The following is a 13,561-nucleotide window of genomic DNA, read 5'->3' as shown; positions in this document are numbered from 1 at the left end:
AGCTGGATTCCTATGCCGAAAAGCTGACTGGTTGGCTGGAACTAGAGGCAACAAAATCTCGGAAACAGCGGCGCAATTTGAAGCAGATCTACACAAGCTCGGGTCAAGCTTCAGCGAAATTCAACACTCAGCGCCTGCGGGGGCGCGGAAGCCCAGGGAATCGGCAGACAGATGGCTGGGGGTGTCCACGGCCAGGTCCAAATAGTCCACGGTGGTGCCGGGGTGGTTGGTGACCCACTGGGCCACGGTGTCCTTGGTCAGCTGGCGGGAGATGGAGCCGCCGCTGAGGATGCTGGAGTCGATGTGCAAGAGTTTCATGACAGGTCCTTGAAGAGGGAGTGATTCGATGGGACTAGTGTCTTTGAAAGTCGAATAATTGATAAGTCGACATATTTGCGTTAGATTGTCCTGAATTTGGAACAATACAGGGCTGGATATGCACGACACCAACGACATGCTGTACTTCGCGGAGGTGGTGGAGCGGGGTGGCTTTGCCGCTGCCGGACGGCACTTGGGGCTTCCCAAATCCAAGCTTTCGCGCCGCGTGGCGGAGCTGGAAGCGCGCCTGGGCGTGCGCCTGCTGCAGCGCACCACGCGCAAGCTGTCCCTGACCGAGGTGGGCGAGGTCTACCTGCGCCACTGCATCGCCATGCGCGATGCGGCCGAAGCCGCTGCTGAGGCGGTGGAGCAGGTGCAGACCGAGCCGCGCGGCACGCTGCGCATTGCCTGCCCGGTGACGCTGGCCCAAACCACAGTGGGCCCCATCATGGCGCTCTTCCTGGCGCGGTACCCGCAGGTGCGGGTGGACATGCGCGTGAGCAACCGCGTGGTGGACCTGGTGGAAGAGGGCATAGACGTGGCCCTGCGCGTGCGCGGCACGCTGGACGACAGCGGCAGCCTGGTGGTGAAGAAGCTAGGCGAAACCAATACCTACCTAGTGGCCAGCCCGCTGCAACTGGAGCGCCAAGGCCGGCCCGCTTCCATTGATGACTTGGCGCGCATGGACACGATCTCCATGTCTGCCGTAGACGGCCGCGCTACTCTGGTACTGCAGGGGCCTGATGGCGCCATCCACCCGCTGGTACACCGCCCCCGCTACGTGGCCGATGACCTGCTGACCCTGAAATACGCAGCGCTGCAGGGCACGGGCATGTGCTTTCTGCCCGACTACATGTGCCGCCGCGAGATGGAGGAGGGCCACTTGGTGCACGTGCTGCCGGGCTGGGCGCCACCGCGCGGCATCTTCCACGCGGTGTACCCCTCGCGCCGGGGCATGGTGCCGGCAGTGCGGCGGTTTCTGGATTTTTTGGGGGAATACACCAACGGCGAAGGCATGCCCATGCTGCCGCCGGGTTGCCCGTTCGCTGTGTGACCGCTTAACGCAGGCGCAACGGGTCCACGCGGCGCTCGTGCCGTTTGGGGGGCTCGGCCGGGGTCAAGCTCCCGGGGCTGGTCACGGCGTCGGGGTCTACCCAGCCAAAGAATTTGCACACCTCGGCGCGCTGCGCCTGGGCATCGGCATAGCCCAGCGACATCAGCTCGGTGGTGTAGCCACTCTCAAACAGCAGGTAGCTGGCCAGTGCGGCACCCTTCACATCGGCCTTGGCCGAGGACACGCCCACGCCGCCCAGCATGGTGCGCACGGCGCGCGGCAGGTCGCCCACGTGGCGCGCGGCCACGGCGTCCAGCCGTTGGCTGGGCGCAATCACCAGCAGCTCTACCGGGCGCAGCGCGCTGGCCTTGCGGGCCTCGGCGGGCACCAGGTTGATGGTCTGGTTGATGCGGCGCACGCGCTCCACGTCCACCGCCAGCGCGTCCAGAAAGATGTTGGACAGCGCGTGGCCGGCAATCTGCGCGATCGTGGGGTAGCTGTTGGTGGTGTGCAGGTGGGCCTCGTTCTTGGGCTCGTGCATGCGGCCAGCCCCCACCACCAATATGCGTTCTGCTCCTAAATGGATAGCGGGCGATACGGGCGCGCTTTGCCGCATCGAGCCGTCGCCAAAGTATTCGGTGTGGCCCTGGATGTGCAGCTCGGTGGCCGGAAACACAAACGGAATGGCCGACGACGCCAGCAGGTGGGCGTGGGTGATCTTGCTGCGCACAGCCAGGCGCTGGCTGCGCACCCAGGGCATGAGGCGCTTGTCGCCTTCAAAAAACGTGATGTGGTCGCCCGAGCTGTAGCTGGACGCGGTGACCGCAAAGGCCTGCAGATGGCCGCGGCGGATCAGGTGCGGCAGGCGCTCCAGCGGCACCAGTTTTTGCAGCAGCTCGCCCAGCGGCGCGTTGTCCAGCAGTGACTTGGGCTTCACGCGCCGCCACTTGGCCAGCAGCCAGCCCAGCGACAACAGCGTGAGCCAGGTCGCACCCGAGCGCAGCATGCTCAGGTGGTCGGCGCGGTACACCTGGTCGGCGTGGAAGTTGCGCCAGGTGTGGGCAATCATGCGCACCGTGGCGTCGAAGTTGTCCGCTCCGCAGGCCAGCGCCGCGGCGTTGATGGCGCCTGCCGAGGTGCCTGCAATGATGGGAAACGGGTTGGGCTGGTCACCCGCGCCGCAGGCCAGGCGGATATCGGCAATGGCTTCGAGCACGCCCACCTGGTAGGCCGCGCGGGCGCCGCCACCGGTCAACAACAGGCCGTTGGCGGGCAGGGGGGGCGGTCGGGTGTCCATGGAGCCATTATGAAAAGCCCTATGCGCTTGTAAACAGTTAAATGCGCGGGGTAAACCCTAGCAGTTCGATAGACTCCCAGCATTCAGGAGTTTTCATGTCCGCTACCGACCAAGCCATTCTGGGCGCCTTGCAAGGCGTCATCGACCCCAACACCCAGCAAACCTTTGCCAGCGCCAAGGCCCTCAAGAACCTCACCGTGCAGGGCGGCGAGGTCCGCCTGGACCTGGAAATCGCCTATCCGTGCAAGAGCCAGTGGCCTGCGATGGTGGCGGCGCTCACCGCTGCCGCCCAAGCCGTACCCGGCGTCACCAGTGTGCAGATCACGCCCAGCACCAAGGTCGTTCCCCATGCGGTGCAACGCGGGGTGCAACTGCTGCCGGGGGTAAAAAACATCGTGGCCGTGGCCTCGGGCAAGGGCGGTGTGGGCAAGAGCACTACTGCGGCCAACCTGGCCCTGGCCCTGGCCGCCGAGGGCGCCACCGTGGGCCTGCTGGATGCCGACATCTACGGCCCCAGCCAACCCATGATGATGGGCATTGAAGGCCGCCCCGAGTCCGACGACGGCAAGACCATGGAGCCCATGCGCAACCACGGCGTGCAGGTCATGTCCATCGGCTTTCTGGTGGCGCAGGACGAAGCCATGATCTGGCGCGGCCCCATGGCCACCCAGGCGCTGGAGCAGCTGCTGCGCCAAACCAATTGGAAAGACCTGGACTACCTCATCGTCGACATGCCGCCCGGCACGGGCGACATCCAGCTCACGCTGAGCCAGCGCGTACCCATGACGGGCGCGGTGGTGGTGACCACGCCACAAGACATTGCACTGCTGGACGCCAAGAAGGGCATCAAGATGTTCGAGAAGGTGGGTGTGCCTATCCTGGGCATCGTGGAAAACATGGCGGTACACGTGTGCACCAACTGTGGCCATGTGGAGCACATCTTTGGCGCCGACGGCGGCAAGAAAATGGCCGAGGGCTACGGCATGGACTACCTGGGCGCCTTGCCCCTAGCCCTGCACATCCGCGAACAGGCCGACAGCGGCCGCCCCACCGTGGTGGCAGACCCCGATGGTGATGTGTCCCGCCTATACAAAGCCATGGCGCGCCAGGTGGCGGTGAAGATTGCTGCCCAGGCTAAGGACTTCTCCAGCAAGTTCCCCACCATCACGATCAGCAAGAACAGCTGACTACCAAAAACGTAGCGCCTGGGTGCTGTCCTTGCGGCCATCGCTGCGCGGCTCACGCGTGGGGGTGCCCAGCACCATCCAGCCCACCAGGGTCTCGCCGGGTTCGCAAAACGCTTGAATCAAGTGCGGCGCGCGGGCCTTGTCGCCGCTGAGCATCTTGCCGGCAAAGCCCAGCGTATGGGCTGCGTTCAAGAAGTTGGTGACCGCGCCGCCCACGCACATCCACTGCTCATGCGCGGGCACCACCGGGTGGCCCAGGTCAATGCGCGCCAGCACCGCCACGGTGACCGGGGCACGCAGTGCGCGTTCACGCTCAATCGCTACACCCTCGGCATCCTTGCCCTTGTTCTGGGCATGGGTGGCAAACAGCTCGGCCAGGCGTTGCCGCGCCTCACCTTGCACCACCACCAGCCGAAACGGCACCAGCTCTGCATGGTCTGGCGCGCGCAGGGCCGCGGCCACCATCTGCTGCAGCTGGACGGCATCGGGGCCGGGTTCAACCAGGTGTTTCACGCCCAGCGAATAGCGGTGGAGCAGGGTGGTCAGGGCAGCGGCTTGCGTCATGGTGCGCAAGAATAGCAGGGCGCCCCGCATAATCGTTGCGCAGTCAACCGTTGGACGTAGTGACATGAATTTGCTGGCTTCCATGAAATACCTGGTGGCGCTCAACGAGCACCGCCACTTCGCGCGCGCGGCCGAGGCCTGCCACATCACACAGCCTGCGCTGTCGAATGCCTTGCGGGCGCTGGAGGAAGAATTCAGCGTGGTCATCGTGCGCCGGGGGCGCACCTTTGCCGGGCTCACATCCGAGGGCGAGCAGGTGCTGGCCGCAGGGCAACGCATGCTGCATGAGCAGCAGGTGTTGCAGCAGTCCCTCAAAAGCACGGCTGACAGCCCGGTCGGCGGTCTGGTCATCGGGGCGGTGCCCACGGCGGTGCCGATTGCAGCGCGCTTTGCGGCCATGCTGCAGGCGCGCCACCCGGCGATCATGCCGACAGTGCTTTCGCTCAGTTCCTCAGAGCTGGAGACCCGGCTCGACAACCTGTCGATCGACCTGGGGCTGGGCTACACGGACCGCATGGGCCTGGGCGGTGCCAAGCTGCTGGCGCTGCCGCAGTACATCGAGCACTATTTTTTGCTGCGCCGTGCAGCCCAGCCGCACCCGCACGAGCTGCAAATTGGTGAGCCCATCAGCTGGCAAGGCGCAGCGCAGCAGCCCCTGTGCCTGTTGACGCCGGAGATGCACAACCGCACCATCGTCAACACCGCCTTTGCCAGTGCGGGCTGCAATGTCACCGCCATCATCGAGACCAATTCCATCCTCACCATGGCGCTTGCCGTGGTGGCGGGCCAGGTGTGCAGCGTGATGCCGGGTGCGTTGGTGGCTGCCGTGCGCGGCTATCGTGAGCTGGAAGCCTTGCCGCTGGTGAGCCCGCAGGTGCGCACACCCATTGGTTTCATGCGCCATGCACAGGTGCGTCTCTCCAGGGCGATGGAGGCTGCGCAGGTGTTGGCGCAAGATGGCGCCTGGTTACGCCATGCCGCGGCGCATAGCGGGCTTTTGGTGTCGTTTTAATTTGATTTGAAGCAATAAAACTGGTGTAAAAACGAGGCTCCGCATGCCGGGGGTTTGCAGGGGTGTTTCGTGTTCGGCGATGGCCCTGCAGTTTTGGATTGGACACCGATGTTTCCTTTTACCGGTCCCGCACGGCGGGTCAAAGTGGCTGCCCGCAAATTTGCCGCGGTGCTGCCCGATGCCTTCTCACTGGACGGCCGCCAGCGCGTGACAGTGCAGGATCGCCAGGTGGCCCTGTTACGCAATGGCCAGCGGCCCCTCAACCTTGACTTCGCATTGCCGGATGGCTTCAGCCAGTCCACCGGCTTGGTGGCCACCGTGTTTGCACGCGATGGCGATGACTTCATTCGCGTTACCACCTCGGTGCGCAAGCAAGACGGTGAGCGTGCCATAGGCACGCCACTGGACCGCTCCCAGCCAGCCTATGACGATGTGCTGCAAGGCCGCGCGCACCTGGGCTACGCCACCATTTTTGGTAAGCAGTACCTGACGCACTACGAGCCCGTCAAAGACGCTTCGGGTCGAATCATCGGCATCCTGTTTGTGGGGCTGGACATCACGGATTCGCCCGGCATGGGGTTGTCTGCTGCCATGGCATGGCGCATCTCAGTGGTGTATGGCCTGGTGCAAACCGTGCTCTTGGGGGTGACGGGACAACTGCGTAACCCCTCTGATTGGGTGATAGGCGGCGTCATGATGGCGCTGCTGTGGGCTTGCACTTACCTGCTGATGAACCACTTTGTTGCCCTGCCACTCCGTGCGGGTCGGGCCGCCTCGCAACGCGTGGCGTCGGGTGACCTGACCCGGCAGGTGCACGTGAGCTCCAGTGACGATGCTGGCCAGATTTTGTTAGCGATTAACAGTATCAACATTGGCCTGACCTTGTTGATGGGCAAGGTCCGTAGCTCTACCACCATCGTGGCTATGGGTACCAGCGAAATCGCTGATGGCAATATGGACTTGGCCAATCGCACGGAAAAGCAAGCGGGCGAAGTGAATGCCGCAGCCTCGGCGGTGCATGAATTAACTTCCACCGTTGCGCACACGGCTGACCAGGCCGCGCAGCTCAACAGCCTGGTCGCGTCTGTTTCCGGTGTCGCCAGCAACGGCGGCGATGTGGTGCAGCAGGTCGTTCGCACCATGGGGCAGATCTCTGCTAGCGCCAACAAAATCAACGACATCATTGGCCTCATCGAAGGCATCGCATTCCAGACCAATATTCTTGCTTTGAATGCTGCCGTGGAAGCAGCCCGTGCCGGTGAACAAGGCCGGGGCTTTGCCGTGGTGGCCTCTGAAGTGCGCAGCCTGGCGCAGCGCTCATCCGGCGCAGCCCGTGAGATCAAGGACCTGATCGGTGCCTCGGTCAATAGTGTGGCGGCGGGCAGCGATCTAGTGGATAAGACGCGTCAGGCTATGGAGCACATTACTGGCGCCATTTCTGAAGTTGTGAGTTATATCGATGGCATCGCCCAGGCCAGTCAGGAGCAGCGTGCTGGCATTGAGAGTGTCAACCGCAGCGTCTCCGCGATCGATCAGATGACGCAACAAAACGTTGCATTGGTAGAGAAAGCGGCCGCGGCGGCCCTGAAGATGCGTGACCAAGCCCACACCCTGGGTGCCGCCGTAGACAGTTTTAAAACCCACCGCTAAATGCCGCGATGCAGCATTTAGTTTTTGAATCAATGCATGTGATGAATCAATTGGATTCATCCGGCTTGACCTGTGACACTCGCGCCCGCCACGTTGGACGATGGTGAGCCAGTGTTTTCATCAATCGCAAAGGAGATTCAATGTCTGGATTACTCGATAAGGAACGGATCATTGCCGGCCCCGGCTTCAACCGTTGGTTGGTACCGCCGGCTGCACTGGCCATTCACCTGTGCATCGGGATGGCCTATGGCTTTTCGGTGTTCTGGCTGCCGCTGTCCAAGGCGCTTGGCATCAAGGAGGCTATCAAGTGCGGCCCTGACGTCGGCTTTTGGGGTCAGTTGTTCACCACCAGCTGTGACTGGCAAATCTCCACCCTGGGCTGGATGTACACCTTGTTTTTTGTGCTGCTGGGCTCCAGCGCTGCCACTTGGGGCGGTTGGCTAGAGCGCGCAGGGCCGCGCAAAGCCGGTGTGGTGTCCGCACTGTGCTGGTGCGGCGGCATGCTGATATCCGCCATCGGCATCAAGACCCACCAGTTTTGGTTGATGATTCTGGGATCCGGCGTTATCGGGGGCATTGGCCTGGGCTTGGGATACATCTCGCCCGTATCGACGCTGATCAAGTGGTTCCCGGACCGACGCGGCATGGCCACCGGCATGGCCATCATGGGCTTTGGTGGTGGTGCCATGATCGGCTCCCCATTGGCAGCCGACCTGATGAAGTACTTTGCCACTCCCACCGATGTGGGTGTGATGCAGACCTTTATGGTGATGGCGCTGGTGTACTTTGTGTTCATGATGGCCGGTGCCTTTGGCTACCGTGTGCCAGAAACCGGTTGGAAGCCCGCAGGCTGGACCCCACCGCCCGCGCAGGTGAACAACGCCATGATCACGCAGAAGCATGTGCACGTGAAAAAGGTCTGGGGCATTCCCCAGTTCTGGCTCATCTGGATGGTGCTGTGCATGAACGTGAGCGCTGGCATCGGCGTGATCGGTATGGCGTCTCCCATGTTGCAGGAAGTTTTTGGTGGCACCCTGATTGGTGTGCAGGCCAAGTTTGGCGAGCTGGACAAAACCCAGCTGGCCGCGATTGCCACGGTGGCCGCGGGCTTTACCGCGCTGCTCTCGCTGTTCAACATTGGTGGTCGCTTCTTCTGGGCCAGCCTGTCAGACAAGCTGGGTCGCAAGATCACCTACATCGTGTTCTTCGTGTTGGGTGGCCTGATGTACTTCAGCGTGCCCGGTAGCGCGGCGGCGGGCAGCATCGTGCTGTTTGTGGGTGCGTTTTGCGTGATCTTGAGCATGTATGGCGGCGGCTTTGCCACGGTGCCCGCCTACTTGGCCGACATCTTTGGCACCCAGATGGTGGGCGCCATCCACGGCCGCTTGCTGACTGCCTGGGCCACGGCCGGTGTGTTGGGCCCTGTGGTGGTGAACTACATGCGCGAGTACCAGCTGGGCTTGGGAATTCCGCGTGAACAGGTCTATAACCAGACCATGTACATCCTGGTGGGCATGCTGGTGGTGGGTCTGATCTGCAACCTGCTGGTGCGTCCGCTGGACAACAAGTGGTTCATGACCGACGCCGAACTGGCAGAAGAGAAAAAGCTGGCGCACGAGCGTGCGGCGGCATCGGAAGTCGGCGCCAGCTCCGGTGGCGCAGACACCATTCCTGCTGGGGTGGTTGTCTTTGCCTGGCTGGCCGTAGGTCTGCCTTTGGCATGGGGCGTGTACCGCACCCTGCAAAGCGTTGCCAAGTTCTTTGCCTAAATTGTTTGATTCCACAGGAACGCCATGACTGCACCCGTATCCGCACCGCATGTTCCCGTCGTGGCGCTTGCCACGGTGGACGATATGCGCGACCGCATCCGCCGCAAGAGCAAGCTCAAAGGCCGGCAGGCCGACGATGACGCGATTGCCGACGTGCGGGCGCTGGTGGGTACGGGGCCGCACCGGCGTGACCTGTTAATCGAACATTTGCACAAGCTCAACGACGCCTACCGCTGCCTGCACGACAGGCACCTGGTGGCCTTGGCCAAGGAGATGAACATCCCCATGGCTGAGGTCTACGAGGTGGCCACCTTCTACCACCACTTCGAGGTGGTGCGGGGCGACGAGACGGTGCCGCAGTTGACCGTGCGGGTCTGCGATGGACTGAGTTGCGAAATGGCTGGCGCCCAGGATTTGCTGGCGCGCCTGCCCACCTTGTTGGGCAACGCAGATGTGCGTGTGATACCTGCACCCTGCCTGGGTCGCTGCGAGCAGGCGCCGGTGGCCGTAGTGCATCAGAACCCGGTGCCCATGGCTACGGCCGAGGCCGTGGTTGCATTGGTCAATTCGGCTGCAGCCCGCCATCCATCTGCGCAAGAAGCTACACAATTTATAGCGTACGAGTTTTCGGAAAAGCCCGTGTCGCCACCTGCGCACGCTGTGCAGGTCGCACCCGACTATGCCGGCTACGACACCTACCGCGCCCATGGCGGCTATGCCTTGGCCGCAGCCTTGGTGAATGGCGAGCACGATGCCGAGAGCGTTATCCATGCCATGGAAAATTCGGGCCTGCGTGGCCTGGGCGGTGCGGGTTTCCCGGCCGGGCGCAAGTGGCGCATCGTGCGCGACCAGCCGGCCCCCAAACTCATGGCCGTGAACATCGACGAGGGCGAACCTGGCACCTTCAAAGACCGCACCTACCTGGAGCGCGACCCGCACCGTTTTTTGGAGGGCCTGCTGATTGCCGCGCAGGTGGTAGGCATTGAGACCTGCTACATCTACCTGCGGGACGAGTACCACGGCTGCCGTGCCATTCTGGAGGCCGAGTTGGCCAAGCTGCACGCCAACCCGCCATGCCCGCTGCCCCACATCGAATTGCGCCGTGGCGCTGGCGCCTACATCTGCGGCGAAGAGTCCGCGATGATCGAGAGCATCGAAGGCAAGCGCGGTGAGCCACGCATGCGTCCGCCCTACATCGCCCAGGTGGGGCTGTTTGGTCGGCCCACGCTGGAGCACAACTTTGAGACCCTCTACTGGGTACGTGACATTGTGGAAAAAGGCGCGGATTGGTTCAGCGGCTTTGGCCGTAATGGCCGTAAGGGCTTGCGCAGTTTCAGCGTCAGCGGTCGCGTCAAGTTCCCCGGCGTCAAGCTGGCGCCCGCCGGCATCACGCTGACCGAATTGATTGACGAGTACTGTGGCGGCATGCAAGACGGCCACACGCTGTATGCCTACTTGCCTGGTGGTGCGTCGGGCGGTATTTTTCCGGCCAGCCATGCCAACGTGCCGCTGGACTTTGACACACTGCAGCCGCACGGCGGCTTCATCGGTTCGGCAGCAGTCATCGTGCTGGGCCAGCATGACAAGGCGCGCGATGCGGCGCTGAACATGATGCGGTTTTTCGCCCATGAGAGCTGCGGCCAGTGCACGCCCTGCCGCGTCGGTACGGCCAAGGCCGCCAAGCTCATGGAAGCCCCGGTGTGGGACAACACGACACTGGAAGATTTGAACGTGGTGATGACCGACGCCTCCATCTGTGGTCTCGGCCAGGCCGCACCCAACCCGGTGCGCTGCGTGCAGAAATACTTTCCGCAGGAGATTGCATAAATGAACGCACCTGCCAAACCCATCGAAGTGATGCCCCAGGTGATTACCTTCCACCTCGACGGAAAGCCCGTCGAAGCTTTTGAGGGTGAGACCATTCTGAAGGCTGCCGAACGCAGCGGCGTCTGCATTCCCCACCTTTGCTACAAGGACGGCCTGCGTGCCGACGGCAATTGCCGCGCCTGCGTGGTCGAGATCAAGGGCGAGCGCACGCTGGCCCCCAGCTGCTGCCGCACCGCAACGGCTGGCATGGAGGTGCAAGCCACCAGCGAGCGCGCCGTCAAGAGCCAGAAGATGGTGCTGGAGATGCTGCTCTCCGACATGCCCGACACTGGCTACAAGTGGAACGAAAAAGACGAATCGCAGCAGCACGGCGAGTTGAGCGACTGGGCTACGCGCATGGAGGTGCAGGTGCGCCCCGAGCTCAAAGCCCTGCGGCGTGAACAGCCCAAGACTGACGTGTCGCACCCGGCCATGGCGGTGAATCTGGATGCCTGTATCCAGTGCAACCGCTGCGTACGCGCCTGCCGCGAAGAGCAGGTGAACGATGTGATTGGCTACGCCATGCGTGGCAGCCACAGCGAGATCGTGTTCGATTTGAACGACCCCATGGGCGATAGCACCTGCGTAGCCTGCGGCGAATGTGTGCAGGCCTGCCCGACCGGTGCGCTGATGCCCAAGACGCAAGTGGGCTCGCAAATCGTCGATAAAAAGGTGGACTCGGTCTGCCCCTTCTGCGGTGTGGGCTGCCTGCTGACCTACAACGTGAAGGACAACGTCATCGTCAGCGTGGATGGGCGTGATGGCCCGGCCAACCACAGCCGCCTGTGTGTGAAAGGGCGCTTTGGTTTCGACTACGCGGCCAATCCGCAGCGCCTGACCGTGCCACTGGTCCGCAAGGCCGGTGTGCCCAAGGACCCCGAGGCGCTGAACCACCTGAACAGGGACACGGCCGACTGGTCCGACGTGTTCCGCGAAGCCACGTGGGAAGAAGCTCTGGCCTTGTCCGCCGGTGGCCTGCAAAACCTGCGCGATACCTATGGCAAGAAAGCATTGGCCGGCTTTGGCTCGGCCAAGGGCAGCAACGAAGAGGCCTACCTGTTTCAGAAGCTGGTGCGCACCGGCTTTGGCAGCAACAACGTCGACCACTGCACCCGCCTGTGCCATGCCTCCAGCGTGGCCGCTTTGCTCGAAGGCGTGGGCTCGGGTGCGGTCAGCAACCAGGTCAACGACGTGGAGCACTCGGACCTGATCTTTGTGATCGGATCCAACCCGACATCCAACCATCCCGTAGCCGCGACGTGGATGAAGAACGCGGCCAAGAAGGGCGCCAAGATCGTGTTGGCCGACCCGCGCATCACCGACATTGGCAAACACGCCTGGCGCACGCTGCAGTTCAAGGCCGACACCGATGTGGCCATGCTCAACGCGCTGATCCATGTGGTGATTGAAGAGGGGCTGGCCGACCAGGACTTCATTGCCAAACGCGCCAGCAACTATGAGGCGTTGAAGGACAACGTCAAGGGCTACAGCCCCGAAGCCATGGAGCCGATCTGCGGCATTCCTGCGCAAACCCTGCGCGAGGTGGCCCGCGAGTTCGCCAAGGCCAAGGGCGCGATGATTTTGTGGGGCATGGGCATCAGCCAGCACGTGCACGGTACGGACAACGCGCGTTGCCTCATCGCCCTGGTCACCGTGACCGGCCAGATCGGCAAGCCCGGCTCCGGCCTGCACCCGCTGCGTGGCCAGAACAATGTGCAGGGCGCCAGTGATGCGGGTTTGATCCCCATGATGTACCCGAACTACCAGCGCGTGACCAACAAGGCCGCGCATGACTGGTTTGAGAACTTCTGGGGCATGCCGCTGGACAACCAGCCCGGCTACACCGTGGTCGAAATCATGCACAAGGCGCTGGTGGACGACAGCGACCCGCACAAGGTGCATGGCATGTACATCATGGGCGAGAACCCGGCCATGAGCGACCCCGACCTGAACCATGCGCGCCATGCGCTGGCGTCGATGAAGCACCTGGTGGTGCAAGACATCTTCATGACCGAGACCGCCTGGCTGGCCGATGTGGTGCTACCCGCCACGGCTTGGCCCGAGAAGGATGGCACGGTCAGTAACACCGACCGCATGGTGCAGCTCGGCAAAAAGGCGATTGATCCACCGGGGCAGGCCAAGCCCGACCTGTGGATCCTCCAGCAAATCGCCAAGCGCATGGGGCTGAACTGGAACTACCAGGGAGAGAGTGACGGCGTCGCCGCAGTCTATGAAGAAATGCGCCAGGCCATGCACGCGGCCATCTCCGGCATCACCTGGGAGCGCCTGCAGCGCGAATCCAGCGTGACCTACCCCTGCCTGAGCGCGGATGACCCCGGCTCGCCCACCGTCTTCATCGACAACTTTGCCACTGACGACGGTCGTGTGCACCTGGTGCCCGCCGACATCATTCCGGCGAACGAGCGGCCCGATGCAGAGTTCCCGTTTGTGCTGATCACCGGCCGCCAGCTGGAGCATTGGCACACCGGCAGCATGACGCGCCGAGCCACCGTGCTCGATGCCATTGAGCCTATGGCGACGGCCTCCATGTGTGGTGACGATCTGCAAGCTCTGGGTCTGCATCCGGGCGACGTGATCACGGTGGAGTCGCGCCGTGGAAAAGTCGCCATCCATGTGCGGCGGGACGACGGCACGCCCAAGGGCGCAGTGTTCATTCCATTCGCCTATTACGAGGCCGCCGCCAACCTGATGACCAATGCCGCGTTGGACCCGTTTGGCAAGATCCCCGAGTTCAAGTACTGCGCCGTGGCCATCCGCCGGGGCGGCGTGCCCGCCGCCGTGAGCGGCTATGGTGTCAACGCGGCACCAGCACCGGCGTAGTAA

10 protein-coding genes are annotated in these 13,561 nt (G+C 63.0%); 7 read left to right on the top strand and 3 right to left on the bottom strand.

The features are described 5' to 3' along the window. Positions 1-120: 120 nt before the first annotated feature. Complete coding sequence (locus J2X15_RS20185) at positions 121-318, bottom strand: NAD(P)H-dependent oxidoreductase (RefSeq protein WP_409034316.1); 198 nt, start codon at positions 316-318, stop codon at positions 121-123. A 118-nt stretch (positions 319-436) separates the two neighbouring features. Between J2X15_RS20185 and J2X15_RS20180 the strand changes: the two genes are divergently transcribed. Beyond that, complete coding sequence (locus tag J2X15_RS20180) at positions 437-1,372, top strand: LysR family transcriptional regulator (RefSeq protein ID WP_310346517.1); 936 nt, start codon at positions 437-439, stop codon at positions 1,370-1,372. Between the two features lie 4 nt (positions 1,373-1,376). Here J2X15_RS20180 and J2X15_RS20175 read toward each other — a convergent pair whose 3' ends face one another. Next, entirely contained in the window at positions 1,377-2,669 is a 1,293-nt protein-coding gene (locus tag J2X15_RS20175; RefSeq protein ID WP_310346513.1) for a patatin-like phospholipase family protein, read from the bottom strand. Between the two features lie 95 nt (positions 2,670-2,764). Between J2X15_RS20175 and apbC the strand changes: the two genes are divergently transcribed. After that, a complete protein-coding gene (gene apbC / locus J2X15_RS20170) occupies positions 2,765-3,856 on the top strand; it encodes an iron-sulfur cluster carrier protein ApbC (RefSeq protein WP_310346511.1) in 1,092 nt (363 codons plus the stop codon). Here the strand turns inward: apbC and J2X15_RS20165 are convergent, their stop codons facing one another. Further along, on the bottom strand, positions 3,857-4,420 hold the full coding sequence (locus tag J2X15_RS20165; protein ID WP_310346508.1) for a nitroreductase family protein: 564 nt from the start codon (positions 4,418-4,420) through the stop codon (positions 3,857-3,859). Between the two features lie 64 nt (positions 4,421-4,484). Here J2X15_RS20165 and J2X15_RS20160 point away from each other — a divergent pair, with 64 nt between their 5' ends. The 5 genes from J2X15_RS20160 to fdhF all read left to right on the top strand — a co-directional run bounded on the left by J2X15_RS20160 (position 4,485) and on the right by fdhF (position 13,558). Then, a complete protein-coding gene (locus J2X15_RS20160; protein WP_310346505.1) occupies positions 4,485-5,432 on the top strand; it encodes a LysR family transcriptional regulator in 948 nt (315 codons plus the stop codon). A 108-nt stretch (positions 5,433-5,540) separates the two neighbouring features. Next, positions 5,541-7,082 (top strand): methyl-accepting chemotaxis protein, encoded by a 1,542-nt coding sequence (locus J2X15_RS20155; RefSeq protein WP_310346502.1) that lies wholly within the window; start codon positions 5,541-5,543, stop codon positions 7,080-7,082. Between the two features lie 140 nt (positions 7,083-7,222). After that, on the top strand, positions 7,223-8,851 hold the full coding sequence (locus J2X15_RS20150) for an OFA family MFS transporter (RefSeq protein WP_310346499.1): 1,629 nt from the start codon (positions 7,223-7,225) through the stop codon (positions 8,849-8,851). A gap of 24 nt (positions 8,852-8,875) precedes the next feature. Continuing rightward, on the top strand, positions 8,876-10,678 hold the full coding sequence (locus J2X15_RS20145; protein ID WP_310346496.1) for an NAD(P)H-dependent oxidoreductase subunit E: 1,803 nt from the start codon (positions 8,876-8,878) through the stop codon (positions 10,676-10,678). Then, the gene (fdhF, locus tag J2X15_RS20140; protein WP_310346493.1) at positions 10,679-13,558 is read left to right on the top strand and encodes a formate dehydrogenase subunit alpha; all 2,880 of its coding nucleotides are present in this window, start codon (positions 10,679-10,681) and stop codon (positions 13,556-13,558) included. Positions 13,559-13,561 lie beyond the last annotated feature (3 nt).

The organism is Rhodoferax saidenbachensis, from assembly GCF_031457975.1.
Classification (GTDB): Bacteria; Pseudomonadota; Gammaproteobacteria; order Burkholderiales; family Burkholderiaceae_C; genus Allorhodoferax; species Allorhodoferax saidenbachensis_A.
The sequence above is the reverse complement of the archived record's forward strand: the minus strand, read 5'-3'. Positions and strand labels throughout refer to the sequence as shown.